25 protein-coding genes are annotated in these 26,036 nt (G+C 71.5%); 13 read left to right on the plus strand and 12 right to left on the minus strand.

Annotation, left to right across the window (positions count from 1 at the left end; genetic code table 11):
- Window positions 1–37: 37 nt before the first annotated feature.
- On the minus strand, window positions 38–874 hold the full coding sequence (locus ABT092_RS12750) for an aspartyl/asparaginyl beta-hydroxylase domain-containing protein (protein WP_351242897.1): 837 nt from the start codon (window positions 872–874) through the stop codon (window positions 38–40).
- A 345-nt stretch (window positions 875–1,219) separates the two neighbouring features.
- Between ABT092_RS12750 and ABT092_RS12755 the strand changes: the two genes are divergently transcribed.
- Entirely contained in the window at window positions 1,220–2,797 is a 1,578-nt protein-coding gene (locus ABT092_RS12755; protein ID WP_351242899.1) for a tetratricopeptide repeat protein, read from the plus strand.
- A gap of 18 nt (window positions 2,798–2,815) precedes the next feature.
- Complete coding sequence (locus ABT092_RS12760) at window positions 2,816–3,166, plus strand: ASCH domain-containing protein (RefSeq protein ID WP_351242901.1); 351 nt, start codon at window positions 2,816–2,818, stop codon at window positions 3,164–3,166.
- 93 nt (window positions 3,167–3,259) lie between these two features.
- Here the strand turns inward: ABT092_RS12760 and ABT092_RS12765 are convergent, their stop codons facing one another.
- Window positions 3,260–4,396 (minus strand): serine hydrolase domain-containing protein, encoded by a 1,137-nt coding sequence (locus ABT092_RS12765; protein WP_351242903.1) that lies wholly within the window; start codon window positions 4,394–4,396, stop codon window positions 3,260–3,262.
- Window positions 4,397–4,482: 86 nt separating this feature from the next.
- Entirely contained in the window at window positions 4,483–6,738 is a 2,256-nt protein-coding gene (locus tag ABT092_RS12770; protein WP_351242905.1) for an MMPL family transporter, read from the minus strand.
- A 239-nt stretch (window positions 6,739–6,977) separates the two neighbouring features.
- On the opposite strand from ABT092_RS12770, the gene ABT092_RS12775 reads away from it, so the two are divergent.
- The 4 genes from ABT092_RS12775 to ABT092_RS12790 all read left to right on the plus strand — a co-directional run bounded on the left by ABT092_RS12775 (window position 6,978) and on the right by ABT092_RS12790 (window position 10,178).
- Complete coding sequence (locus ABT092_RS12775) at window positions 6,978–8,165, plus strand: sensor histidine kinase (protein ID WP_351242908.1); 1,188 nt, start codon at window positions 6,978–6,980, stop codon at window positions 8,163–8,165.
- Window positions 8,162–8,902 carry a response regulator gene (locus ABT092_RS12780; protein WP_351242910.1) on the plus strand — a complete coding sequence of 247 codons (741 nt, stop codon included), beginning with the start codon at window positions 8,162–8,164 and terminating at the stop codon, window positions 8,900–8,902. The genes ABT092_RS12775 and ABT092_RS12780 overlap by 4 nt, the downstream gene beginning before the upstream one ends.
- A 323-nt stretch (window positions 8,903–9,225) precedes the next feature.
- On the plus strand, window positions 9,226–9,459 hold the full coding sequence (locus tag ABT092_RS12785; RefSeq protein ID WP_351242912.1) for a LuxR C-terminal-related transcriptional regulator: 234 nt from the start codon (window positions 9,226–9,228) through the stop codon (window positions 9,457–9,459).
- Between the two features lie 254 nt (window positions 9,460–9,713).
- Complete coding sequence (locus tag ABT092_RS12790; RefSeq protein ID WP_351242914.1) at window positions 9,714–10,178, plus strand: hypothetical protein; 465 nt, start codon at window positions 9,714–9,716, stop codon at window positions 10,176–10,178.
- Window positions 10,179–10,554: 376 nt separating this feature from the next.
- Here the strand turns inward: ABT092_RS12790 and ABT092_RS12795 are convergent, their stop codons facing one another.
- From ABT092_RS12795 to ABT092_RS12805, 3 genes are all read right to left on the minus strand, one after another.
- Window positions 10,555–11,370, minus strand: coding sequence for a phosphotransferase family protein (locus ABT092_RS12795; RefSeq protein WP_351242916.1), 816 nt, complete (start codon window positions 11,368–11,370; stop codon window positions 10,555–10,557).
- A gap of 374 nt (window positions 11,371–11,744) precedes the next feature.
- A complete protein-coding gene (locus tag ABT092_RS12800; RefSeq protein ID WP_351242918.1) occupies window positions 11,745–12,395 on the minus strand; it encodes a hypothetical protein in 651 nt (216 codons plus the stop codon).
- A gap of 99 nt (window positions 12,396–12,494) precedes the next feature.
- Window positions 12,495–12,695 carry a hypothetical protein gene (locus ABT092_RS12805; protein WP_351242920.1) on the minus strand — a complete coding sequence of 67 codons (201 nt, stop codon included), beginning with the start codon at window positions 12,693–12,695 and terminating at the stop codon, window positions 12,495–12,497.
- A 510-nt stretch (window positions 12,696–13,205) separates the two neighbouring features.
- Between ABT092_RS12805 and ABT092_RS12810 the strand changes: the two genes are divergently transcribed.
- The 5 genes from ABT092_RS12810 (at window position 13,206) to ABT092_RS12830 (ending at window position 16,114) form a co-directional block, all read left to right on the plus strand.
- Complete coding sequence (locus ABT092_RS12810; protein WP_351242921.1) at window positions 13,206–14,030, plus strand: helix-turn-helix domain-containing protein; 825 nt, start codon at window positions 13,206–13,208, stop codon at window positions 14,028–14,030.
- Window positions 14,031–14,045: 15 nt separating this feature from the next.
- Window positions 14,046–14,234, plus strand: coding sequence for a DUF397 domain-containing protein (locus ABT092_RS12815; protein WP_351242923.1), 189 nt, complete (start codon window positions 14,046–14,048; stop codon window positions 14,232–14,234).
- A 63-nt stretch (window positions 14,235–14,297) separates the two neighbouring features.
- Complete coding sequence (locus tag ABT092_RS12820) at window positions 14,298–14,504, plus strand: DUF397 domain-containing protein (protein WP_351242925.1); 207 nt, start codon at window positions 14,298–14,300, stop codon at window positions 14,502–14,504.
- Between the two features lie 139 nt (window positions 14,505–14,643).
- Window positions 14,644–15,828, plus strand: coding sequence for a helix-turn-helix domain-containing protein (locus tag ABT092_RS12825; RefSeq protein ID WP_351242927.1), 1,185 nt, complete (start codon window positions 14,644–14,646; stop codon window positions 15,826–15,828).
- Between the two features lie 79 nt (window positions 15,829–15,907).
- A complete protein-coding gene (locus ABT092_RS12830) occupies window positions 15,908–16,114 on the plus strand; it encodes a DUF397 domain-containing protein (protein WP_351242929.1) in 207 nt (68 codons plus the stop codon).
- 106 nt (window positions 16,115–16,220) lie between these two features.
- Here ABT092_RS12830 and tgmC read toward each other — a convergent pair whose 3' ends face one another.
- The 4 genes from tgmC to ABT092_RS12850 all read right to left on the minus strand — a co-directional run bounded on the left by tgmC (window position 16,221) and on the right by ABT092_RS12850 (window position 21,088).
- Window positions 16,221–17,417 carry an ATP-grasp peptide maturase system methyltransferase gene (gene tgmC / locus ABT092_RS12835; RefSeq protein WP_351242931.1) on the minus strand — a complete coding sequence of 399 codons (1,197 nt, stop codon included), beginning with the start codon at window positions 17,415–17,417 and terminating at the stop codon, window positions 16,221–16,223.
- A 2-nt stretch (window positions 17,418–17,419) separates the two neighbouring features.
- On the minus strand, window positions 17,420–18,373 hold the full coding sequence (locus ABT092_RS12840; protein ID WP_351242933.1) for an MvdC/MvdD family ATP grasp protein: 954 nt from the start codon (window positions 18,371–18,373) through the stop codon (window positions 17,420–17,422).
- A complete protein-coding gene (locus ABT092_RS31015) occupies window positions 18,367–18,828 on the minus strand; it encodes a putative ATP-grasp-modified RiPP (RefSeq protein WP_502968435.1) in 462 nt (153 codons plus the stop codon). The genes ABT092_RS12840 and ABT092_RS31015 overlap by 7 nt, the downstream gene beginning before the upstream one ends.
- A 175-nt stretch (window positions 18,829–19,003) precedes the next feature.
- Complete coding sequence (locus ABT092_RS12850) at window positions 19,004–21,088, minus strand: AAA family ATPase (protein WP_351242935.1); 2,085 nt, start codon at window positions 21,086–21,088, stop codon at window positions 19,004–19,006.
- A gap of 319 nt (window positions 21,089–21,407) precedes the next feature.
- On the opposite strand from ABT092_RS12850, the gene ABT092_RS12855 reads away from it, so the two are divergent.
- Window positions 21,408–22,265: a hypothetical protein gene (locus tag ABT092_RS12855; protein WP_351242937.1), complete on the plus strand. Its 858-nt coding sequence runs from the start codon at window positions 21,408–21,410 to the stop codon at window positions 22,263–22,265.
- 99 nt (window positions 22,266–22,364) lie between these two features.
- Entirely contained in the window at window positions 22,365–22,748 is a 384-nt protein-coding gene (locus tag ABT092_RS12860; protein WP_351242939.1) for a beta/gamma crystallin domain-containing protein, read from the plus strand.
- A 203-nt stretch (window positions 22,749–22,951) separates the two neighbouring features.
- On the opposite strand, the gene ABT092_RS12865 is transcribed toward ABT092_RS12860, so the two are convergent.
- Both ABT092_RS12865 and ABT092_RS12870 read right to left on the minus strand, forming a co-directional pair.
- On the minus strand, window positions 22,952–24,352 hold the full coding sequence (locus ABT092_RS12865) for an SMI1/KNR4 family protein (RefSeq protein WP_351242941.1): 1,401 nt from the start codon (window positions 24,350–24,352) through the stop codon (window positions 22,952–22,954).
- A gap of 85 nt (window positions 24,353–24,437) precedes the next feature.
- The gene (locus ABT092_RS12870; RefSeq protein WP_351242943.1) at window positions 24,438–25,823 is read right to left on the minus strand and encodes a cystathionine beta-synthase; all 1,386 of its coding nucleotides are present in this window, start codon (window positions 25,821–25,823) and stop codon (window positions 24,438–24,440) included.
- Between the last annotated feature and the right edge of the window lie 213 nt (window positions 25,824–26,036).

Consider the following 26,036-nt stretch of genomic DNA (forward strand, 5'->3'; position numbering starts at 1 on the left):
TCCGGGCTGGTGGTGGCGCGGACAGGTGCGGGCGGCGTCACGGGACGAGAGCGAGGAGCTTGGACTTCGCGGACGTCCAGCGGCGGTTGGCCTCGCGGTCGCCGAGCGCGGTGTGCAGGCCGGCGATCAGGTCGTAGGCGGTGCCCTCGGGGAGGGCGTAGGAGTAGAACATCCGCAGTAGCAGTCGTTCGGCGGCCTCCACGTACCCGAGGTCGGCCAGGCGCCGGGCGGCGGCGAATCGCTCGGCCAGCTCCGTTTCCGACGCGGACGGCAGACGCTCTGCCTTGGTCGCCTCGTCCGCGTTCCGGGCGAGGCGGGTGTAGGCGTCATCGGCGTAGACGTCCGCGATCAGGTGGATCCTGTCCGGGCCGAGCAGGTTGCAGACCCCGTGCGCGTAGGTCGGGGTCAGCCGCCAGATCCGCCCACCGTCCATGTGGACCTTGGTGCCACCGGTGACCAGGAACGCGGAGGAGTTGGTGTGCAGTGCGATGTGCAGGCGGTGGCGTTCGACCTGGTCAAGCTCGTCGTAGTCGCGGTGCTCCCACAGAAAGGCGTTCGGCTCCAGCCTGGCGAGCCGCACCCACATGTAGTTCAGGCCCAGTTCGGCCAGCAGGCCGGCGGTGGCGGGCATGTGCTCCAGCAGGGCGGTGGGGCGGGCAGCGCCGTCGGCGATCCTGACGTCGGCGGCGTCGCCGGAGGCGTTCATCAGCGATGTGGTCCACCAGCCGCCGGACTGGAAGTCGCCGTACTCGGCCTTCCAGGGCGCCGGGGCGGTCAGGGCCTCGTGCCGCATTCGCTCGATCAGCGAACCGTCCAGACGGTCGAGCTGGACGATCTGCCCGGCCAGGGCTGCGGCCGGTTGTGCGTCTTCCATGGAATCCCTCTCGGTCTTTCGCCCGGGCCGGGGCCTGGGGCATGTGGACGGGGTGGAGGGCGCGGCGCGTCCGGCCGGATGCCCCTGACGCAACCGCCGAAGGGGAGCCGGCCTATGTCGAAGGGTCCGTCGGCCGGACGCGGCGCCGGGATTCAGAGTGATCTGCCCGCGTCGTCGCAGGTAGTGCGAGGTGACCGCCCCTCGTGGGCGGTACGGCCGCACCCTGCGGGCGGCGAACCCGCCTTCGCCAGGTGGTTTGATCCCCTGCCGGGTCAGGCAAGCAACCGTTGGCCAGCACCGGCGGCGCAACCGGCGCCCGCATCGTGCTCGCGGGGGAGGCGACCAGTGAGATCCCAGGCGAAGCCGCAGACCCAAGTGGTCCACGACATCTCGTGCGGCAAAGCCTTACGTGAACGGGCCCTGGGCGAGGCCGGCTCCCCCGACCCGGTGCCGCAGGTCCTCATCGCGCGGATCGCGGCCCAGATCGAGGACCACTGCGGCCACCGCCGACTCAAGTGCCGCCGCCTCGCGGTGGGGTGGACCGTCGTCCAGGCCGTCGCCGCCGCCCACCAGTTCGTCGAGGACGAGAACCTGGCCAAGGTGGGACTGTCCGAACGGTCCTGGAAGGACTGGGAGGCCGGCGGCCTGCCCAGCCCCGACTACCAGGACCTGCTGTGCCGCCTGCTGGCCACCAACCCCGTCGAGCTGGGCTTCGCCCGCGACTACTCCCCCGCCCCTGCCCAGGACGATGCCGATCCGCTTGGGAACGGGGACGGCCCGGATGGAACACTTCTCCAAGGGACAGCGGTCGGCGCAGGTGCCGGTCCGCAGGCCGGCACGGAGGTGGGGGCAACGAAGCGTCGAGACGCGGTCAAGCTCGCCGGACTGGCCGTGGCCTCCCCCGCCGCCGCAGCCCAGATCCTGCAACAGGCCGCGGCCGAGGCCATGGAGTTCACCCGGCAGGCCGAGGCGACCTCGCTCGGCTCGGTAACCCTGGACCACCTCGACCTCGCGGTCACCGAGTTCAACCGGGCGTACTCGCTCAAGCCGCCCCGGGCCGTCTTCGACGCGGTGATGGACTACCGGCGCAAGGTCGATGCCCTCCTCAAAGGCCGGCACACCCACCGTCAGAAACGCGAACTGCTGGGGTTCGCAGGCTGGCTGTCCGAGCTCCTGGCCTGGCTCGCACACGACCTCGGCGACGCCCGTACCGGCCTGGCGTTCGCGACCGACGCCTTCGTCCACGGCCAGCAGGCCGGACACGGCCAGCTGTGCGCGTGGGCCATGGACGCCTCCGCTTCCATCAACCTGTACGAGCAACGGCCCGGCAAGGCCCGCGACGCCGCCCTCAAGGGCCTCGTCGAGACCCCGGCCACCCATCCGCTGACCGTACGCCTGCACGCCCAGGCCGCCCGCGCGGCCGCCGCCGACGGCGATGCGGACGGCTTCACCACCGCCTACCGAGCAGCCCAGGACGCCCACCGGCTCCTGCCGCCCCGCTCGCCCCGCCGCTTCGGCATGGACGTGCTGCCGCTGGCCGACTACGCCCTCACCTCCTACCCGGCGACCTCGTTCATCTGGCTCGGCCAGGCCGAGGAAGCCCGCCGACACGCCGAACAGGCCCTGGCGACCTACGAGGCAGCCCCTGCGGCATCGAGGTCCCCCAGCCGGGAGGCCATCGCCCGCATCGACATGGCCCTCGCCCATGCTCTCCTCGGCGACCCCGACGACGCCGTCGCCCTCGGCCACCAGGCCCTCGGCTCTGCCCGCGTCGTCGACTCCGTACGCCACCGGGCTGGCGACCTCACCTCGTACCTCACCCGCCGCTATCCCGGCCAGGCAGCAGTCGAGGGCCTGTGCGAACGGCTGGCCGCCACCGACGCAACCGCCCGTACGGGCCTGCCCACAACCACCGGAGCCTGAGCCCGAAGGAGACGAGAAGTGACCGGCGACCAACAGAGGGCCGAGCACTCCCTCAGCATCCGCAAGTCGTACTTCGACCTGATCGCGGCCGGCGCGAAGACCATCGAGGTCCGCGTCGGATACCCGAAAATCCGAAAGATGGCCGCCGGGGACACCCTGACCATCGCCTGTGCACACGAGACGCTGACCACCCGCATCTCGGCCGTCCGGGAGTACGACTCGTTCGCCGCCATGCTGGACGCCGAAGAGCCCGCCGCGATCGGCGGACCGGGCATGACCCATGACCAACTCGTCGCCGCGATCCGTGACATCTACCCGCCGGAGAAGGAGGCCCTCGGTGCCTTCGCCCTCCACCTCACCCTCGTGTAGACCAGCAGCGGAGACGTGCGTCCCTCTTTCTCTCCGGGAGGGGACGTAGGGGTGGTGTACCGCGTAACGTCCGCGGCCGCGCGGCCGAGGGGGTCAGCGGCACAGGGCCCGGTCCACGAGCGCTCCGGCCCGTGCGATCGTGGGGCCGTCCGGGATGGTGGTGAGCGTGACGTTCACCGCGCGGCCGTCCGCGGTGACGCCGCCGTAGGTGCTGAAGCCGGGGATGCCGCCGCCGTGGCCCCAGGAGCGGCCGCCGCAGCTCAGCGCGGTGCTCAGGACGCCCAGGCCGTAGCGGGCCCCCTCGGCGTCGGTGGGGACCGTCGTGCGCATCTCGGCGAGTTGGGCCGGAGCGAGGAGGCGGCCGGAGAAGAGCGCCCGGTAGAAGCGGTTGAGCTCGCTGTTGGTGGAGACCATGGCGCCCGCCGCCCAGCCCCAGGAGGGGTCCATCTCGGTGAAGTCCCGCCAGGGGCCGTCCTCGGCGAGCTTCTGGTAGCCGTGCGGGTGCTTGCCCCGGATCGACAGGTCGCCGGGCGCCGGGAGGTAGGTGCGGCGCAGCCCGATGCGGTCGGTGATCCGCTTCTCGATCTCCTCGCCCAGCGGACGTCCCGTCACCTTCTGCACGAGCAGTCCGGCGACGACGTAGTTGGTGTTGCTGTACGACCACGTGGTCCCGGGCGCGAACTCGGCCGGGCGGGCGAGGGCGCGGTCGACGAGTTCGCGGGGCTCGTAGTAGCGGCGCGGATCGGTGAGCGCCGCCTGCTTGTCCAGGTACTCGGGGAGTCCGCTGGTGTGCTGGAGGAGCTGACGGACCGTGATCCTCCGGCCGTCGACGCCCTCACCGCGCAGCAGCCCGGGGAGGTACGCGTCCACCGGCTCGTCGAGGCCGACCCGGCCCTCGCCGACCAGTTGCAGCACGACCGTCGCCGTGAACGCCTTGGTGTTGCTGCCGATCCGGATCGAGCCGTCGCGGGGCACCTTGGCACCGGTGGCCAGGTCGCCGACGCCCGCGGTGTGGTGCCGTACCGTGCCGTCGGCCCGCACGGTCCCGGCCAGCGCGCCGGGCGCACCGCCGCCGCGGACCAGGGCGTCCAGCTCCCGCTGCACGGGGTCGGGGGTGCGGGCGGGACTCGCCGCGAAGGCCGCGGGGGTGCTGGTGACGAGGCCAGCGGTGAGGGCGGCGAGCACGGTCAGCGCGGCCGCTCGGAAGGCGGTGCGGGGGGATGCGGACATGGGTTGCTCCCTTGTGTCGGGTAGGACGCCGGCCGGTTGCCGGGTCGGTTTCGGGCCGTGGTCGGTCGGGCCGGGCCAGGGGTGGGTCAGCCGGTGTTCGCGGGGGATTCCGCACGGTGGTCGGCCGTGCCGGGCACGGGTGCGGCGGGCTCCGGGCGCCGGCCAGGGCCGCGGCGCCCGCCGGGGCGCACCGGCCACCAGATGCCCCGGCCGAGCAGCGCTGCCGCCGCCGGGACCAGCACGATCGACAGGACGAACGCGGACAGCAGGATCCCGAGTCCCGTCGCGAAGCCGATCTGCTGGGTGGAGGCGTTCGAGCCGATGGCGAGGCTGCCGAAGGAGGCGGCGAGGACGATGCCCGCGGTGGCGATGGCCGGTGCGGTGTGGCGCACGGCCCGGGCGACGGCGGCGCGGGCCGTGCGCGGGCCCTCCATCTCCTCGCGGATGCGGTCGCTGATCAGGATGTTGTAGTCGGTGCCGATCGCGACGACGAAGAGGAAGAGCACGAGCGGCAGGACGAAGTTGACGCCGGGCTCGTCGAGCGCGTGTTGGAAGACGAGGGTCGCGGAGCCGAGCGTGGCGGCGAAGCACAGGCCCACGGAGAGCAGCAGCACGACCGGGGCGAGCAGGCTGCGCAGCAGCACCAGCAGGATCAGCGCGATCAGGCCGGCCGCCACCGGGAAGACGGTCTTCAGGTCCTCGTCGACGGCGCTGGAGATGTCCGCGAAGATCGCCGCCGTGCCGCCGACATGGGCCCGCAGGCCCTGCGGGGTGTGGGCGGCGACGGTGTCGCGCACCGGCCCCGAGACCAGGTCGCGAGCGGCTTGTGTCTGGGAGTCGGCCGTCAGGTGGAGGTCGATGCGGGCGGCGTCGCGCTGCGCGTTGAGGACCGGGGCGGCCACCGAGCCGACGCCCTCGACGCGGGCCAGCTCCCGGGAGAGTCCGCCCAGTGACGTGGTGGTGACGCGGTCGCCCGCGGAGGCGGTGACGTAGACCGTGGCCGGGTCGGACACGCCGGCCGGGAGGGCGCGGGCGATCTCGGCGGCGGTGGTGGCGGACCGGGTCTCGTGCGGGGTGCCGCCCTGGCCGAAGTCCATGTGCATGCCGGTCATACCCATGGCGAGCGCGCCGAGCAGGGCGACGGAGGCGAGGAACGAGGTCAGCGGCGCACGGGCGACGAGGTCGCCGGTCCGCCCGGCGAGCCCGGGGCGCGGGGTGCGCTTCAGGGCGCGGGAGGGCCAGAACATGCGGCGGCCGGTGACCGCGAGCAGGGCGGGCATCAGCGTGAGGCTGGCCACGAGCATCACGAGCACGGCCACGGCCACGGCGGGGCCGAGCACCCGGAACCCTCCGTAGGTCGCGATGCCCAGGGTGGCGAAGGCGGCCACGATGGTGAGGGCGGCGGAGGTGACGGCGGTGCCGACGCGGGAGCCGACCTCGGCGGCGACGGCGCGCGGGGGCGCGTCGGGGCGTTCTCGCAGCAGCTCGCGGAAGCGGAAGAGCAGGAACAGGAAGTAGTCGACGCCGATGCCGATGAGGACGACGCCGATCATGCTGGGCGTGGAGGCGTCCAGCTTGATGCCGGTGAGCAGGGCGCCGACGACGATGACGCCGGTCGCCGCGCCCCCGACGACCACGACCGCGAGCAGCGGGATGAACGCGGCGCACAGGCTGCGGAACACCAGCACGTTCACCAGCACGATCAGGCCCAGCATCAGCAGGCCGACGACGCGCTGGGTGGTCTCCTCGGCGTCGCGGGTGTCGACCTGGTCGGCGAGGCCGCCGGTGAACCCGGTCCGCAGGTCCACGTCGGCGAAGGCGCCCTCGGCCTGCTCGCGGAAGGCCCGGAACAGGTTGTGCATGCCGGTGTCGACGGTGTTGCCCTCCAGACGCACCGACAGCAGGGCGAAGGTGCGGTCCGGGGCGGTCATGCCCACGCTGACCTCGGGCGTCTGCGAGTAGTCCGTGGCCAGGAACGGGATCTGGTCGTCGGCCGTCGTCGCGGTGTCCTGCGGGTCCGGCATGGTCACCCGACGGCTGCCGAGCTCCTTCGCGACGGAGGCCACGTGCTTCTGGTCGGTTCCCGTCAACGGCTTCCCGTCGGGCCTGCCGACCAGGACGGTGAGGGCGCTGGCGTCGGACGCCACGCCGAACCTCTCCTCGGCGACCCGGAGGGCTGCGGCCGAGTCGTAGCTCTTCGGCAGGAGCTCGCCGCTGGACGCCTGCGACGCACGGGGCATCAGCGCTCCGGCGACCACGGTGAGGAGCATCCCGATCACCGACCACAGGGCGATGACCTTCCAGGGATGGCGGGTGGAGAACCCGGTCAGGGCACGGATCACGGCTTGCCTCCGGCAGGGTGGAGAAGGGGGTGGGGTCGCCGGGACCTTCCGGCTGCCTCCAGCACATCAGCGCCGAGGCGCCGGATCCTCCGGGCCGGGAACGAGATGGCGGGCGGGAGCACGGTGCCGCGCGGCCCCCGACCAGGACCCTGCTCCCGGTCCGGGATCGTCCTCGGGCCCCATGCCCCGGGCCGGAGCCCGGGGAGAATGGACGTCGAGGTGGCTGAGGAAGGAACACGATGCCCACGACCCGCACCGCGCCCGCCGCACGGCGCGACCGAGCGCCCCTCGGCGACGCCCTGCCCTGGACCCGCGACGACGCCCTCGTCGCGGTCGGCGCGGCGGCCCTCGACCTGATCGGCTTCACCCTCACCAGTCAGGACGTCCAGGGCTTCGTCCCGGTGGCCGGCTGCCTGCTGATGACGGTGTCCGCGCTGACGCTCCTCGCCCGGCGGCGGGCACCGCTGCTCACCCTCGCCGCCGTCCTGGCCGTCGGGCTCGTGGTCCATCTGAGCTGGCCGGTGGGCCAGGGCTTCAACGCCGCCGTGGTCGTCGCCCTCTACTCCGTCGTCCGCGCCCGGGGGCCCGCCGTCTACGTGCCGGCGGCGCTGGTGAGCGTGGCCTTGCCGCTGGCCGTGCGGGAGCCCTGGTCCCAGGGTTCCGTCCTGAAGCTGACCGGGAACTGTGCGGCCGTGCTCTTCGTGGTCGTCGCCGGACTGGTGATGAACCGCTGGCAGCGGGAGGTCGAGGCGCACCGCAGGCTGCTCGCCGAGCGGGCCCTGGCCGACGAACGCCGCCGCATCGCCCGCGAGATGCACGACATCGTCGCCCACCACGTCACCACGATGCAGCTGATGGCGGGCGGTGCCCGTGCCAACCTCGATCGGAACCCGGAGGTCGCGCGGGACGCCCTCGTCACCCTGGAGGGCCTGGGGCGCACGGCCCTGCACGAACTGCGGCAACTCCTCGACGTGCTGCGGGCCAACGACGCCCGGGAGGAGTCGACCGCGCCGCAGCCCGGCATCGCCGACCTGGAGCGGATCGTCGCCGAGTCGTGCGCGGCGGGCCTGCCCACGGAGTTCGAGGTGCGGGGAGAGCGCCGGCCGCTGCCGGCCGGCATGCAGTTGACGGTGTTCCGCGTCGTGCAGGAGGCGCTGACCAACACCCGCAAGTACGCGGGGAGCGACGCCCGTGCGCGGGTGCGCCTCACGTACGGGGAGCACGGGACGACGGTGGACGTCCTGGACGACGGGGAGGGGACGGCCGGCGGCCTCGGTTCCGCACCCGGCTCCGGCTACGGCCTGATCGGCATGCGCGAACGCGTCGCGCTGCACGGCGGGTCCCTGGAGGCGGGCCGGCGCGAGGGACCGGGCTACCGGGTCACGGCCCGGCTGCCGCTGTCGGAGGAAGCGGGAGCACTGCGGTGAGCGGGACCACGGACGGCACGAACGGGGCGGACGCGACGGCCGCGGCGGAGCCCGCCCCCATCCGCGTGCTCGTCGTCGACGACCAACTCCTGGTCCGCCACGGCCTGGTGCTCATGCTCGGGCCCGAACCCACCGTCGAGGTCGTCGGCGAGGCGGCCGACGGCGCCCAGGCCGTGGAACTTGCGCGGCGGCTGCGGCCCGACGTCGCCGTCATGGACATCCGCATGCCGGTCCTGGACGGCATCGCCGCGACGGAACGGCTCACCCGGGAGGTGCCGGACTGCCGGGTGCTGGCGCTGAGCACCTTCGACCTGGACGAGCACGTGGTCGCCGCGCTGCGCGCGGGCGCCTGCGGCTTCCTGCCCAAGGACGTCTCGCCCGAGGAACTCGTCACCGCGCTGCGCGTGGTCCACACCGGCGAGGCGGTGGTCGCCCCGCGCCTGCTGACCCGTCTCCTCTCCTCGTACGTGACGGCCCCGCAACGCCCGGCGCGGCCCGCCGCCGGGGCCGACCCCGCGGGCGTCCCGGACGAGCTGACGCCGCGCGAACGGGAGGTGTGGCGGCTGATCGCCACCGGCCTGAACAACACCGGCATCGCCGCGGAGATGGCCGTCAGCCCGTCGACGGTGAAGAACCACATCACCGCGCTCTTCGCGAAGCTCCGGGTCCGCGACCGGGCCCAGGCGGTGATCGCCGCGTACGAGGCGGGCCTGGTCAGGGCGGGCGAGCGTGACTGACGAGGGCAGCCGCACCAGGTCGCACCGCGCAGGAGCGTCCCTCGGGCGGATCGCCCGGCCAGAACGCCCCCGGCCGGAACGCCGACCCGCGGGGGGCGAGCCGCGGCGAGCGAGCCGTCGGCCGTGCCGACCGCCGTCCGCGCGGGGGCCGATCCCCCGGAAGACGGTCGTTGTCGACCACCGGGATGCACACTGGCGCAATTACGCCAGCTAGACCGCCCCTTTACTGACCTTTGAGGAAAAATATGAGCCTGCCGAGAGGGGGTCGGGCTTCTTACAGTGGAGGAGATCGTTGACCACCGATCGCCTTACGGGGAGCACCGATGACCGACATACCGGACGCCACCGAGACCGAGATCCGCATTCTCCGCCTGCTGCACGCGGGCCTCGACGACGCGGCCGTGGCCCGTCGCCTGTGCGTGGGACACCGCACCGTCCAGCGCCGGGTGCACAACCTGATGAAGCGTTGGGAGGTGAACGGTCGGGTGGCCCTGGGGGCACGCGCCCAGGAGTTGGGCGTCTACACGCACGAAGACTCGCACCAACTGACCGTGTAGAGCGCCCGGACGGTCCGGGCCGCGGGGGAACGCGGCCCGAGGACCGTGCCGGGAGCACGAGGAACCACCGTCCGGGGCGAGACCCGCACCCGGACCGGACAGCACGCAGGGAGCGCACGGGGAGCGCGGCCGGCAGGGGGACGACGGCCGCGCTCCCCGTGGCGTTCCGCACCCTCGGCCCGGTGGGGAACCACAGGTCAAGAGGGGGGATTACCCCAGTGTGCCGCCGGCACCCGCTGCCTAGGCTTGTCGTCATGGAAGCCCGCGATGCCGACTTCAAGAAGGAACTCGACGCCACCCTCCAGGCCCGCAAGGACCTGGGCGAGGAGTACGAGTCCGCCTTCGTGGACTCGTTCCTGGAAAAGATCGAACAGCGCGTCGACACCGCGGTCGACCGCCGGGTCCGACGCCAACTCGCCGAGCACCAGATGGTCGTCGCCCGCGGGAGCAGCCCGGATCGTTCCGCCGAACGCTGGGGGGAGCGCTTCGGCTTCGCCATGATCAGCATGATCCTGGCCATCCCCCTGTCGGCGATAGGCGGCACTCAGGGCGGCAAGTTCGGCCTCTTCGTCACCTGGTTGGGCATCGTCGGAGTCAATGCCGTGCACTCGGCCGGCCCCTGGTCCCTGCGCGCCCTGTGGTCGCGGTGGACCCGCCGCGAGGAGCAGGGGCACGGCCCCGGGGACGGCAGGAGACGCACCTCCGACTGGGCCGCGTAGCCACCCGCACGCCACGGGGACAGCGGTGCGCGGGGACCGCCGGCCCCCCGGTGGCACCGGAGGACGGGACGACGGCGGTCCCCGCGGGCACACGGGGCCGGTTCAGGGACCGGACCCTGCGTGCATGGCGTTCCCACCGGTTCCGGGAGCCGCTCGTCACCTCCCCGGCAGGGCGCCGTTCGCTGTCGGACCGGGACGGGGAGCCGCGCCCGCCCCCGCCGACACCTCCACTGTGCGGGAGGGCTGTTAACGGCGTGCTGCGCCCGTGTGACGTGCGGATGCCGATCGGACGAAGCGGGGCCGTCCCCGCCCGCCCCGCGTGCACGGGGCACCGGGAGCGGCGGTGAGGCCGGCTCCAGCAGGTGCCCCCACCACGTCACTTCTCGACGAGCTTCTGCCGGTATTCGGACCAGTCCCGTGATGCCCGCACGAGTCGAGAAGTCCACGCATCGGGTTGCGCTCCCCCGATCTCCCTCCACATCCGTGCGTTGGCCGAGGCGAAGGCATCCAGGGCCATCGGCGTGGCCGCTTCCCAAGACGGGATGCGCCGCGCCCACCCCTCCGCCTGCTCCACCGTGTGCTTCCCCGCAGCCAGCAGCCACATCACCCAGTATCCGGCGTCGAGCCAGGGCGCCCCCCTCGTGGCCCACGCCCAGTCCACCAGGTAGGCGTGCCCATCCTGAACGAGAACGTTCTCATTGTTCAGATCCGTGTGAAGGAGAGATTCACCCTCGAACAATTCCAGCTGCGATCGATCGCTCACATAGTTGCCGAGCCTTTGCCCTGCTTCACGCAATTCGATCGAGGGAAGCTCGACCTCACCCAGGCGGGTCAGAAGATCCGCCACGCACGACAAGTCCTGAGATCTCGGGCGGTAATCCGCATGGTGACCGGAAACGAAATCGAAACCGAGAACGTCCCAGCCGTCCACTTCCTCCCGCCAGAGGAGTTCGGGGGAGATCCCTTTGAGGAAGGGGTTCACCTCGGCCTCGCGTCGCTGCGTCCAGACCCTATCGTGATCGGATCGAAGACCCTTCACATGCACGTCGCCTGCCTCGCAGCGCAGACGAACGGCAAGCTGGCTGTTGAGCCCCGAAGACACCGGGTCGGCACAGTGAATCCGACCCGTGTGGAACGCGATAGCCGCCCGGACGCGTGGGGGCAACTCCTCGAAGGTGGTGCGAGACGCCATGAAGCCACTCTCTCACTCAACGCGGCGTGGGCCCCACCGAGGCGAGGCCCACACGAAGAGCACGCTGATCAGTTGTACGGGTTGTCGTCACCGCAACCGGGAACGATGTCCTCCGTCAAAGAGGCCACGTCGTCCACCAGAACGAGGGAGCCCACCCTCTCCTCGCTCGCCGGGGCGGCGAGAGCCAACTGTCATCCCCTTTCGAGACCCAGGGAGGACGGCGATATACTTTCCCTGCTGGGGACTCACAATCACCTTGCGCAACAGAAGTCTCCACTCTCATGCATGTCGTTCCCTCTTTGACGTTCCGGACGACCCCGTCCAGCACCAGGAGGAGCGCATTCCAGCCGTGGCGAGGGGTCGCCGGGAACGCGTCAGCGACTTGCCAGGGATTCCCGGTCCGCCCGGCCGATCTCCTCCTCGGCGATCGCCGCCAAGCGACCGGTGCAGGCGGCACACGCGTACATGGGAGTGTCGCCCCGGGGGACTCGGACGGGACCGATCCAGGTCACGGGAAGATCCACGCCCCCGCAGTACAGCCAGCACCGACCCGGCGCCCACCCCTCGCCCGGCGCACCGGCCGCCGCTGGGCCTCCCAGCGCCGGCCGGTCCGGTGGCGGGGTGTCCAAGGCCGGGCGGGCGGTGCAGAGCCTGGTCGTGCTGAGCCAGCGGGCGAGCGATTCGTACTCGGGGTCCCGCAGCTCCCACGAGTGGTGGCGGGCGTGGTCCCAGTACAGGGTGCACGCCTCATCCCGTCCAAGACGGGCAACCTCGCACCAGGGCAGCGACTCCAGCCGGGTCCCCGCCCCGTCCGGGGACCAGCGCACCCACAACGCGTGCGAGGGCCGGTGGTCCCAGTCCCACACGTGGTCGGCGTGCTCGCCCTCGTGCCACAGGCCCAACTCGCAGCGCAGCTTGCGGGGAATCCGCGCCAGGTCGGAGGTGCTGACCCTCCCCTGACCCGCGAGTATCGCCAAGAACACGTCACGGTGGGGTACTTCGGCGGCAGCGGTGCACTTGCGCATGTCGTGTGTCCTTCACTGTGGTGGACGCCCCGCCCGGGCGCGTGCGCGCGGGGACGGGGCTCGAACGCCCGGCGGAGCCGGGTCTCCGGGACGTGCGGGTCAGGGTGCGGAGGCGAGCCGCAGACAGGTCGGGCAGTTGACCCGGCGCAACCACTCCCAGGTCTCGTCGCCGTCCTTCCCGGCGCCGCACATCGGCCAGGCGTAGGGCCTGCGGTCGGGCTCGCGCCGCATCTCCAGCACGTGGACGGTCAGCACGTCCTCCCCCACGGTCACGGCCCGCACGCCGGACGCCGCCCTCACCGGTACACACCCCATCGAGCCCGTCGGTTCTCTTCCTCCACGATGGGCCGGATGCGCTCCATGGTGGGGCTGTGCGACCGGTCGTCGGGGCCCGCGTACGGAACGGGGTCGGCCGGCGCGGCCGGCTCCGGTTCAGCCGGGCCCACTTCGCCCGGACCCTTCTTGCGGACCATCCGGCGGAGTTGTTGCAACGCCGCTCTCGTCTTGCCTGACACGTACCCTCATTCCCGAACGGTGCGGAAGCCTCGATGGCGAGGGAGCCTTCGAAGCCCCGCAAGATGCCTGCGAAAGGCACATCAGTGCCCCAGGAGCCTTCAGACCGCAGGCGCGACCGGTGCCTGCGGCCCTTCTTCACGTCACCGTGCGTGTCCCACCATGGACTCACCGCTAGTAGGCTGGAAAGGGCTTCACGTCTCGATCTGGGCAATGGGAAGCGAGGCATATGCCTGCCCTTCTGACCAGGCACGAGACACGGTGGCCAGTTACGACCAGCGGTATGGGCAGGGGCCGATGAGCAGCGACGAAGAGCAGGACCACCCGCGGCGTCGATTCGCCGAAGAACTCCGGAGCGCCCGGGAACTCCACGAAGACGGACCCCTAACTCAGACGGAGTTGGCCAAACGCACGCGTACGTCCAAGTCGACCATCAGCCGACTGGAGACGACCGACTGCCCCATCCCGCCGGAGCTTCCCGAACTGTTCGATCAGGTCTTCGCCACGAACGGGAAGTTCAAGGCTCTCTACGAGGCGTGCATCGCAGCCGACTTCCCCGCCGTCTACCGGCGCAGAATGGAACTTGAGTTGCAGGCGGATTCCATTTGGGAATGGTCTTCCAGCGTGGTGCCTGGCCTCTTGCAGACCGCGCCGTACGCGGGTGTGCTCCTGGGGAAGGGCTCCCCTCGGGCAACCAAGGAGGAGATCGCAGCAAGCGTGCGGAAGCGGCTGGCTCGGCAGAAAATTCTGCGAAGCTCTGCACCCCCGGACCTCCGCGTCATCCTCTGCGAGTCCGTACTGATGCGCCTCATCGGCGGGCGAGAGGTCATGCGGGAGCAACTAGGCACGCTCCTGGATCAGCACAACACCCCCACCACACACGTACGGATCTTGCCCATCGGTGCAGAAGCACACCTACTTTTGGACAGCTCCGCATCGTTCATCACCCTTCCAAACCGACGAGCGCCCGTGATCTGTGTCGAGGCGTACTACACAGCGGGAATCATCGAGGATCCTGAGCGTGTCAAGGCCGCAGTGCGCGCCTACACTGACCTGATGGGCGAAGCGCTATCTGCCAAACAAAGCGCAGACCTCATCGTCAAGTACATGGAGAAGCTGTGAACTCCGCCCAGCACTTTGGCCCGAATCCGGTGGATCAAGTCCAACTACAGCGAACCTGACGGTGACAACTACCTGGAACCGATGCCGGACGGCACTGCCCACTCCGGTACCGTCCCAGCACGGGACTCCAAGCAGCACGACGGCCCCGTCCTGCGGTTGCCCACCATTCAGTGGGCCCACTTCGTGGATCACATGGGCGTCTGACCTCGCACAACTGTCGCTCACTTCGACCGCAGCCACATCGTCACGTACGTACACGGAGAAGTTGTGAACCTCAACCAGCCCTTGGATCAGGACATTTGGCTCAAGTCCAGTTACAGCAATCCCCAGGGCGGCAATTGCCTGGAATGGGCGCCCAGCACCGCCGCGCACTCCGGCACCGTCCCCGTCCGGGACAGCAAGAGCCCCGACGCCGGAACCCTCCTCGTGCCCCACCCCCAGTGGACCCGCTTCGTCCGGCACATCAGCGCCTGACCCACCCGGAACCACCTCGGAGCCCCGGTCCCCGACCGGGGCTCTCGCACGCTCACGTGGCAACCGTCGCACCACCATCGACGAAAGCCCGAACCGCTCCCGACGAATCACCCACCGGGGAACGTGGAACCGTAAGGACATGGAGAGCGTCCCCGCACCCGGCGAGAACATCGCCGTCCTCCGCAAAGCACGTGGCCTCGCACAGGCCAAGCTGGCTCGGGCGGCCGGAATCTCGGTTTCCTACCTCAGCAAGATCGAGGTCGGCACGCGGCCGGTGACGCCTCCCGTCGTCGCCGCCCTGGCCAAGGCCATGCGTGTGCCCACGCAACGCATCTACGGACAGCCGTTCCTCGGCCCGTCCGAGCAGGCCGACCTCCTCAACGACCTGCGGAGCGCCGTGCGGAGGTACACCCTTCCGCGGGAGGACGTTCCCGCCCCGGAGCAGTTGGCAGCTGACGTGGCCAGAGCCATGCAACTGCGGGCGGAAACGAACTACCTGGAACTCCTCGGAATGCTCCCGAAGCTGTTGGGCCAGGCCACCGCCACCGCCTTGTCCGCCGCTTCCGGTGAGGCAGGCGCCTGGACCCAGGTCGTGGACGTCTACGGATGCGCCTACGCGGCGGCGCACCGGTTGGCGCAACCGGACCTCGCGGACATGATCGTGTCCCGTCAGACTTGGGCCGCCCGTCAGACGTGGAACCCGGAGGCCGAAGTCGCCGCGGCCTGGAACGAGGCCGGCACCTACCAGTCGGCCGGACAGTACGAGGACGGCCTGGCCATCGTGGAGAGGGCCGTCATCCAGTACGAGAGGGCATCGGACCGGACACCGGCACGGTCGTCGGTCTATCTGGGATCGCTACACCTCCGAGGGGTCGTCCTGGCCTCCCGGGAGAAGGACGAGCAGGCCACCGCCGATCACCTCCGGAAGGCCAAGCTGCACGCCGAGGGCATCCCGCACGACGTGTTGCGGCACAACCTGACCTTCGGCCAGGAGAACACGGCCCTGTACGAACTGGCCGCACACATCGAGTTGGGGAAGCCGAACAAGGCGGCCGAGATGGCCAACCCCTTGCTCAAACGACCACCCACGACGCTGACCCCGAACCGTCTGGGCCGCATGTACATCGACATGGCTCGGGCCCGGCTCGACACCAGGAACTACCCGGGCACCGAGGAGGCTCTCGAAAGGGCCTTCCAGATCGCACCCCAGATGACCGAGGTGCACCCCATGGCCCGCGAGGTCGTACGGGTGCTCTTCGTCCTCCACCAGAGGGCACGACCGAAGCTGATGGAGATGGCCAAGAGGACCGGCCTCACCCTATGAGCCAACCCCTCCCGCTTCCCGGGAACAGCCCCAACAGCTGCCATCCACGTTGGTCTTTCGGATAGAGAGGCACTTCCTGATGAGCACCACCCCTGACCTCGCCCACGCCCGCTGGACCGCTTCGAGCTACAGCGGAAACGGAGGGGGGCACTGCCTCATCGTGGCCCCCGACGTCGCCACCGCGACCGGCACCGTCCCCGTCCGGGACAGCAAGAGCCCCGACGCCGGAACCCTCCTCGTGCCCCACGGCCAGTGGACCCGCTTCGTCCGGCACATCAGCGCCTGACAGTGAGGATGTACGTGAGCGTTCCCCGGCCCACGCTCCCGGACCGGGGATCGGTGCGTCGAGTCTGTCCCCTCTCCCGGGGCACGATGCCGGCGAGCCGCCGTGATCACTCCAGGGAAAGAGTGGGCATCGCCGGGTGCTGGAGATGCTGCCCCGCCGCGTCGATGGTGAGGCGGAACGCTTCCGGCCCAGGACGGCCCGCCGCCTCGTGGGCGTCGAGGACTTCCGCGGCGCGGTCCCAGAGGCGGACCGGACCGGCTTGACGTACGCGCAGTCGATCACCCTCGGGGACGAGTTCGGCCACCGATCCGGTAGCGATGTCGATCAGGCTGGTCGCGCCGTCGACCGTGGTGATCTGGCTGGTCGGCAGGGCCGACTGGATCAGGAAGCGGGTGAAGAACGCTTCCTCGGTCGCGGCGGTGAACCAGTCGAGGGAGTGACCGGTGGTGGTCGGGTTCGCGTCGGCCAGGAGCGAGAGCCAGTGGGTGGGGTTCCCGAAGCCGGGAGCCTGGTGCGAACGGGCGAGCATGAAGGACACGCTGCCCGGGAGCAGGGGCCCGCTAGCGGCGCCGTCGTCGTGGACGGTGAGTAGAGTGCGGCCGAAGCCGAACTGCCAGCCGCCGAGGGTCGTGAGGATCTTCCCCCCGGGCCGGGTCTGAGCGATCCACACCCGGGGGACGGTGCGGACGGAGCAGGCGGCGACGATCCGGTCGAACGGGGCCGACGGCCAGTAGCCGTACAGGCCGTCCGCGACCGCGAGATCGGGAGCGTAGCCGAGGCCGTACAAGGCGTCGGCGGCCTGTTCGAGCCGGTGGTTGTCGACCTCCACGCTGGTGATCGCGTCGGACCCGTATCGTTCACAGGCCAACGCGGTGGAGTAGCCGGTGCCCGTTCCGATCTCCAGGATGTCCTGGCCTTCGGCCATGTCCGCGTCCTCCCACATCCGCAGGACCAGGGACGGCAGGGTGGACGACGAGGTGGGGTTGCCACCATCGCAGGGCTCGGGGTGGTCCCAGTCCGGCTCCTCACCGTCGAACTGGGTGACGAGGGTCTGGTTGGTGTAGGCAGCGGTGAGCCACCGCTCGGGGTCCAACTCGGCGGTGACCGGCTCCCACCAGGTGAACCCCCTCGGAGAGGGCTTCTCGGCCGGCAGGTAGAACCCGGGGGTGAACCGGTGTCGGGGGACCGCCTCCACAGCTGACAACCACCCGTCAGCCCGCTCATCGCGCACCACGACAGCGGCCAACTCCCTCCGGAGCCGCTCCGCGCGCCGCTCGCGCTCGGTGTCGCCTGCGCTGGTCATGATCAGGGTCCTTCCATCAGGATGCGGGCGAAAGCCACTGCGATGTCGGTCGAGTCGGGCAGCCACCCCCACTGTCCGTTGGCGTTGCACTCGATGAACGTGAACCGCTCCGGAGCGTCCCGGGCAAGTTCCTCCCGGAGGGCGAAGTCGAAGCAGCCGAACGCGAGGCCGAAGGTGTCCAGGTACGCGATCAGGGTCTCGGCGAGCGCGGGCGGAACGGTGAGCGGCTGGTGGCCCAGCTCGTCCCAGTCGCCGCGCCGCCAGTCCAGGACCCCGTCGGGGGCGCAGATCCGCTGGGCGAAGGTCGTCCGCCCCACCACTGTGATCCGGGCGTCCGCCGTCTTCGGCACCTCGGCCTGGAAAAGGTGAGCGGTTAGGGCGACGGACTCGTCCAGCGTTGCCGGGTCGATCCGCTGGGCCCAGATCGCGCCGGCCTGCCCGTCGTCCGAGACGGGCAGGCCCCGGAAGGGCTTGTAGACCACCGGCCCGTGCTCAGCGGCGAAAGCGTGCGCCCGCGCGACATTATTGGTGACCAGCGTCGGGGGCACCACCAGGCCGAGTCCCACGGCCGTCTGGAGCTGGGCCGTTTTGAACTCGGCCCGGGTGACGGCCCCCGGATGGTTCACGTACCGGCATCCCGAGATGTTCGTCAGAACGCCGCCGAGGCCGTGTTTCGCCTCCGTCGCGGCGAACGCGCGGGTCCGGTCGTCGGCCCCGGCGAGAAGGGGCATCCGCCAGGGGCCCGGCCGCCGGTAATACACGGCCCCGATCTCTTCCAGCGCCACCGTGCGACTCGGCGTCGTCAACGAACCCGCCCACCCGCGGGGCCCCAGGGCGGCCCCGAACGTCAGCTCGGGACCGATGTCCGCCGGGTCGACCCGCACGACCCGGGCGCCCAGGGCGTTCAGCTCCTCGATGACGAGGTCCGCGGTGACGTCCTCCAGGGATGTCACCACCAGTACCGCCTGACCCACCGGATCAGTCCGATTCGAAGTCGGTCGTCACGTCGTCCTGAACCTGTGGCTTCGGGCCTGACCGTCGCCGCCCCCGGACCCCCCCCGGACATCGACGCCGTCCCCTTCGTCTTGCTCGTCCCGTGTTTCCCCATCTCCACAACCTGCCCGGCTGCGTCGGTGTAGCGGGCGAGCTGCGTCAGCGGGTCCAGCTCGACGCTCGCGTACGACGGCGGCGACACCGGCAGCCGGTCGGTCACTAACTGCATGGCCCAAGGAACATCCTGCATCGGCATGCCTTCCCCATCGCCGGGGCGCGGGACCGTACCCGGCGCCCCGAAGGTCATGGTGACCCTACCGATCACGAACTGCGCGGCCCCTGCGATTTCGCCATTCCGCCTCTCTGATCCGGTGGCCCGAGGCCCACGACTACCGGGTCCGCTCCCGGGGAACAGCATGGCCACCGCGGAGCCCCGGTCCCCGACCGGGGCTCGCGCACGCCCACCCGCCAACCTCCGTCCCACCACCGGCGGGAAGCCGGGGCGGTACCGCGGCGCCGGGCCGCGAGGACGGGGAGCGCCCGGCCGCGGTCCGTGGCCTCCTGCTCGGGCGACGGAGCCGGCCCTTCGCCGGTCAGAGGTGGCCGGGGCCGTGGAGTTCGCGCGCCCAGAGGCGCTCGCTCACCTCGGCGAGCGCCTTCTGGAGCCGACGGCGGTAGGTGCCGTACGGCATGCCCAACCGGGCCGCCGCCGCCTCCTGACTGCGCCGGGCGTCGAGATAGGTCGCCCGGAGGACCTGGTGGGACTGTGGTGCGTCCGATCCTGCGGCCAGGGACTCCACGGCGGACCCGAGCACCCCCCGGATGCGTGCGGCGGCGTCCGCGCCGGGGGCGTGTGCCATGAGCCGGGTACGGGCCAGGGCGTTCGCGGACAGCACGTCGGCCTGGTGCACGTTCCTGAGCGCGTCGCGTACCGCCGCGTCGAACTCCTCACGGGCGAGCACCACCAGTTCTTCGGCGGACGGGCCGGGCCGCTGACCGGAACGCGGGTCGGGGTTCACCTGGTCGAGCCGCCGCCCGCTGGGGCGGAGCCACTGTTCGACGGAGACGGCCCGCCAGTCGTGCGCGAACAGGGTGTGGGGCCGGCCGTCTACGGAGGGCGCCGGGTCGATGGCCGGTTGGTCGAGGTAGGAGAAGAACGGCCGCCACGCATCTCCGTCGGAGAGGGCGATGTACGACCAGCCCACCTGCTTGAGGTGGAAGAGCTCGCCGATCACCCGGTGCAGCATGATGTCCATGGCGGGGGAGGGGCCGCGGACGCCGTCCCGGCGAACGAGGAAGCGGGCCACCACCAGGTGCTCGCCCTCCCGGAGCGGCAGGGTGGTGCGACAGTGCTCCCAGCACGCGGCGACGACCGGGTCGGCGCTCAGCTGCCGTGGGTCCGGTTCGTCGAGTTCGAGCCAGGCGCTGAACGCGGCCGGGCGATCCGTGCGGGAACTCCGCAGCACCCGGAACGCCTCGGGCCGTTCGGCCAGCCAGAACCCGACGATCGCCGCCGACTCCTCCCCCTCCGCCCCGCGGGTCAGCTCCACGAGCAGCTCGTGGTCCTCCGCGCGCAGGGAGTCCTCGTACACGTCACCGTTGATCCGCCAGGTCAGGAAGCGGGAGACGAAGCCGTTGGACCGTTGCAGATGGGTGAAGGCGAGCACGGCCGGCACGAGGTCGGCGCCCGTGGCGGTGCGAGCCCGGGCGACCACATGGGAACGCACTCTGCCGTGCAACTCGACGTAGCCGCCGGGATCCCGCCACCGCAGATCGGCGTCGAGGATCTCCCGCACCACGTCATGCGGGAAGACACCGAGCGGACAGGGGTCGATGTACGGCTGCCGACGCAGCCAGTCGAACAGCTCTCCGGCGTCCGCATCGGGTAACGCGTGGGCGAGCAGTTCCTCGGTGGTGGCGAGTGCGTGGGCGCACACCTCCAGGGCCTGGCGGTGTTCCGGCGACGGCACGTCGTCGACGAGGTGCCGGATCAGGGCGGCGATCACGTCCCGGTCCGGCCGCCACACCATGGCGCGGCGGCCGGTGTCCCGCTTGGCGACTTCCGCGGAGAGTTTCAGGGCCACGGGGTTGCCGCCGGCGAACGAGAGCACCGGGGCGTGCAGTTCGGCCGGCACGCCCTCCGCACGCAGCAGTTCGACCGCGTCGCTCGGAGGCAGGTCGTCGAGGCGGACGATCCGCAGGGACTTCCGCCATCCCGGGTCGGTGCGCCAGCACACTCCGGGCGGCTGGCGGCCGGCGACCACGACCAGGACCCCCAAGGGCAGCTGCGGCAGGAACTTCTGGTGGAACCACTCCTCCAGCCCCTGGCAGCGCTCGAAGTCGTCCACGAGGAGCACTCCGTGCCGCCGGGTCAACGCCTCGGTGGCCGCGTCCTCCAGGACTCTGCGGGAAGGGAGCATGCCGCGCACCTTGACGTGGACCACGGGCCGACCCGCCTCGGTGGCCTCGTCCCCGAAGCGTTCCAACAGGGTCGACTTGCCGATGCCGCCCTGACCGTGCAGGAAGAGCACCGAGGCGGAGTCGGGGTCACCCGCGACCGTGTTCAGCGACTTCCTGAACAACGCCACCTCCCTCTCCCGCCCGACGAAGCCGTGCGAGCGGGCGGCGCGCAGGCGGTCGGCCAGGCGCGCGGGGGAACCAGAAGCGTTGACCAGCATGGGACCTGTCCGCCCTCTCACGGCCCCGGCGGTGCTCACCAGGAGCCTCTCGTGCCCTCGGTAGTCCTTCGCCTCCACAGACTAACTGCCTTGACAGCGCCCCGGGTTGCGTCGGTGAGCAGTTCGTGAGCACGGCCTGATCTGGTGGTGAGCAGTACGGGCGAACGAGGCTTGGCACCGACACACCGAATCGTTGCGAGCCGGGAGGGACATGTCCGCCGAGCACCCACCACCGTTAGGTCGCGACGCGCACCGGGAATGCAACGCGGCCGGTGAGAGCCGTCAGGGCCCGCGCCGACGCACCTCCATCTCATCTGCGGTGTCCACGACATGTGTCATGGTGGTGGGCATCGCCCTGGTGGCCACCGGGTGCTCTGCGGGCGGCGGGGGCGCGGACACGACGACGACTCCGCCGGCCATCGCCTCCGCACCCCCGTCGCCCGTCACCGGGTACGACGGGCTCATCGAGCTTCCGCTGTCCGCCTACGGCACCTCCGAGCGGGACGACCACCTGCTGTACCGGACGAACGAGGCGCTGGTCGCCCGCTGCATGACGGGCCTGGGGCACCGGGGCTATCCGAGCCCGCGGACGCCCCGGAGCACCACCAGGACGAAGGCGGAGAGAGAGGCCGTCCGGCCGGCCGGTGCCTGGGGCTACATCGGCAGGGCGACCGCCGAGCGCCTCGGGTTCCACGTCGCGGTGCCGGTTCCGGCGGCCAAGGCCCCGGCCGGCCGGGAGCTCAAGGACTACAACGCCTGCTGGAAGAAGGCGGGCAAGGAGATCCCGTCCCTCGCCGGCACCCGGGGCTGGAAGCTCGCCCAGGACCTGTTCGGCCGGTCCTTCCAACAGACGGCCGCGGACAGCCGGGTCACGGCGGCACGCGAACGCTGGGCCGCCTGCATGGGTGAGGCCGGCCACCCGGCCGACGATCCCGAGAAGCTGGCCGAGGGCTTCCTGAACGCCGAGAAGGCGACGCCGAGGGAGATCGCCGTCGCCACGGCCGCCGAATCCTGCACGCGGTCCTCGCACCTCGCAGGCGTCTACTTCGCCGTCCTCACCGGCTACCAACGGCAGCTCGTGTCCACCCACACCGATGTCCTGACCGGCTACCAGCGGCAGGTCCGGGAGCGGCTCGACCGGGCCGAAGCCATCCTGTCCGCACCTCCCACGGCCTGATCCACGGCCACTCACCCCTCGACGCCGGGGGGTGGTGCGGCCGGACCGCACCGCCGCCCGGCGCGCCAACACACCCAGAACAACGAAGGAGAAGACTCCATGAACCGATCCGTCAAGCGGGTGGCACTGTCCGCCCTGACCGCCACCGTCGCGGCGGTCTCACTCACCGCAGTCTCCGTCCCGCAGGCCGCCGCGATCAACCGCGTCGACTGCGGTACGAGGGAGGACTTCGCGAAGGTCTACGGGCACGTCGCGCCCTTCGGTAGCGATCGGAACAGCTGCTGGGCCAACGGCGGGTCGGAACAGTGGTCGTGGCAGAACAGCCCGGTCGACTGGATGAAGTGGCTGAAGACCGGCAACAACGTCGTCCAGTGGCACGGCGACGGAAGGTGGCAGCCCAACGCCGCGATCGGGAAGTGGACCACCTACAGCTTCCCGAACCACCCGGGCGGGGTGCGGATCGACGGAATCCGCATCCTCTAGGACCTTCCTGACCCCCGCCGGCCAGGTGGCGCCTGCCGGTGGATGACGGCCGGGGTCTTCGGGCGGTCGATCGAGTTCGTGGGCACCCCACGGCTCGCCCGAAGGCCCCCGCCGGACCGGTGGACCCGCTCCGCCCCGCACGCCACCGCCGGCCTCCGCGGGCCGGGGCCAGCCCGGCCCCGGCCCGGCGCCCGGAACGCCGGCTACGCCAGCGGGCCGAGGTCGCCTTCGAGGACGGTCCGGACGATCGGGGGTCGGCCCCGGAGGGCCAGGACCTCGTTGGCGAGGGCCACGATCGGCAGGGGGTCCTGGTCGCCGTGGACCACGACGGCCGCCGCCGACAGGCTCGGCGGTACGGCCCCGGCGTCCAGGAGGACCCGCCACTCCTGCGGGCCGAGCGCCAGGAACTCCAGCCCCGTCAGCTCCTTGATCTCCAGGGGGTCGGCCAGGGTGCCCGGGTAGGCGGTGAGGGTGCGCAGTCGGGGCAGTCCGACGACGGGGGCGAGGCTGAGCGGTGCGCCCTCCCACACGCCGATGGAGAGGACTTCCAGGGCGGGGTGGGCGGCGGCCCGGACGCTCTCCAGGCTGGACCGGTTGACCCTGGCCACCACGGGCGACTGCCGCCGCACCCGCGGGTCGTCGGGTTCCGCGGGGGGCCGGCCGAGCACCAGGTCGGTGAGGGAGTCGGCGAGGAGTTCGGCGCCGGTGTCCCGCTCGTGGGAGAGCAGGATGACCTGCCCGGTGTGTCCGCGCGGGCCCGGGGTGAGGTCGACGGCCAGCTGGTCACCGCCGCCGTTGTCGCCGAAGGCGATCCAGCCCGGTGAGCCCACGAGGCCCTGCACCGCGGCATCGGGCGGGGTGACGACCGCCTCCGTGGCACCGGAACCCCAACGGCAGTGCCGGGACGCCGGGTCGGCCACGTACAGGTCGCCGAGGTCGGAGAGGTCACAGCCGACCGCATCGCCGATGCGGTCCGCTTCCTCGTAGCGGTCCGGGTCGTCCCACGGCACCCGGGTCACCCGGTAGAGCGCCTTGAGCTCGTCGGGCAGCGCGAGGCCGAGGCGCGCCTCGGTGGCGGCGATCTCCTCCTCGGTGGCGCCGACGGCGTCCGGCAGGCGTTCGCGCAGCGTCCGTTCCAGCAGCTCCAGGTCCGCCGAGGGGGCGGGCACCGCCTCGGGCGCCGGGTCCGGGAGCCTGCGCCAGGGCTCCGGAACGGAGCCGTCGACCAGGACGAGCGCCCCCGGGTGCGGGCCGATGCCGGGCTCCACCGCCGGGCTGGGCGCCGCCAGGTGGAGCGCGGTCCTCCCGGACTGCTCCACCTCCGCGGTGAACGCCAGGCTGTCGACTGCGGTGCCCGCGAGCGCGTTGCGCACCCGGTCCACCGCCTCCGTCTCCTCCCGCCGGTCCTCCGCCTGCACCGCCCGCCCGGGCGGCGGCGTCGGACGGTTCAGGGCCAGGCTCCAGCCGCCCCGGCCGATGCGCCCCGCCACCCGCACCGGCCACGTGCCGTGGTCCCGGGGCCGGTCGGCCAGCAGGAGCCGCAGCACGGGTTCCCAGGTGGCGAAGTCATGGATCAGGGCAAGGGAGTTCGGCTGATCGTCCATCCGCGAACCGTACGCGGGGCCGCTGACAGTCGAGCTCCCCGGTCCGCACGCGATCCGGGCGGACGACGCCCCTCCGACCCGTCGACTACCCCGCGGCCTTCGCCAGGAAGGCGAGCAGGTCCTGACGGCTCACCACACCCGTGGGCTTCCCCTCGACCAGGACGATCGCGGCGTCCGCCACGCCCAGGACCGACATCAGGTCGGCGACCGGTTCCCCGGAGCCGACCTGCGGCAGCGGGGCGGACATGTGCTTCTCCAAGGGGTCGGCGAGGGAGGCCCGCTGGGTGAAGAGGGCGTCCAGCAGCTCGCGTTCGACGACCGAGCCGACGACCTCCGCGGCCATCACGTCGGGGTGGCCGGCGCCCGGCTTCACGATGGGCATCTGGGAGACGCCGTACTCGCGGAGCACCTCGATGGCCTGGCCGACCGTCTCGTCGGGGTGCATGTGCACCAGGGAGGGGAGGTCGCCCTCCTTGTCGCGCAGCACGTCGGCGACCCGGGCGGCGCTGCCGGTGTCCTCCAGGAAGCCGTAGTCGGCCATCCACTCGTCGTTGAAGATCTTGGAGAGGTAGCCGCGTCCGCTGTCCGGGAGGAGGACGACGACCACGTCGTCCGGGCCGAGGCGTTCGGCGACCCGGAGCGCGGCGACGACCGCCATCCCGCAGGAGCCGCCGACCAGGAGGCCCTCCTCCTTGGCGAGTCGGCGGGTCATCTGGAAGGAGTCCTTGTCGGACACGGGCACGATCTCGTCGGCCACGGTGCGGTCGTAGGCGTCGGGCCAGAAGTCCTCGCCGACGCCCTCGACTAGGTAGGGCCGGCCGGAGCCGCCCGAGTACACCGAGCCCTCCGGGTCGGCGCCGATCACCTGGACCCGGCCCTCGCTGGCGTCCTTGAGGTAGCGGCCGGTGCCGGAGATGGTGCCGCCGGTGCCGACGCCGGCCACGAAGTGGGTGATCTTCCCCTCGGTCTGCTCCCACAGTTCGGGGCCCGTGGAGTGGTAGTGCGAGAGCGGGTTCTGCGGGTTGCTGTACTGGTCGGGCTTCCAGGCACCGGGGGTTTCGCGGACCAGGCGGTCGGAGACGTTGTAGTACGAGTCCGGGTGCTCGGGGTCCACGGCGGTGGGGCAGACGACGACCTCGGCGCCGTAGGCGCGCAGCACGTTGATCTTGTCGGTGGACACCTTGTCCGGGCAGACGAAGATGCACTTGTAGCCCTTCTGCTGGGCCACGATCGCCAGGCCGACGCCGGTGTTGCCGCTGGTGGGCTCGACGATGGTGCCGCCGGGGAGCAGCGCGCCGCTCTCCTCGGCGGCCTCGATCATGCGCAGGGCGATGCGGTCCTTCACGGAGCCGCCCGGGTTGAAGTACTCGACCTTGGCCAGGACCGTCGCCCGGATGCCGTCGGTGACGTTGTTGAGCCGTACCAGCGGGGTGTTGCCGACGAGGCTGACCATCGAGTCGTGGAAGTGCACCGTTGTCTCCGGGCTGTGCTGAAGGGTGAGGGTTCGTCCTCACCCTACGGCCCGGCCCCGCGCGGCGGGCCGGGGGCACGGTGGTCCGGGGGCCGGTGCGCGCCGGTGCACACCCCGGCGCGGGCGGCCGGACGGGCACCGCCGTTCGGCCCCGACCGTTCACCCGTCGCTCGCGATTGGCGCACCGTCCCGGCGGGGCAAGGACTGGGTGTA

The organism is Streptomyces sp. NPDC002490 (genome assembly GCF_040296045.1).
Lineage (GTDB): Bacteria > Actinomycetota > Actinomycetes > Streptomycetales > Streptomycetaceae > Streptomyces.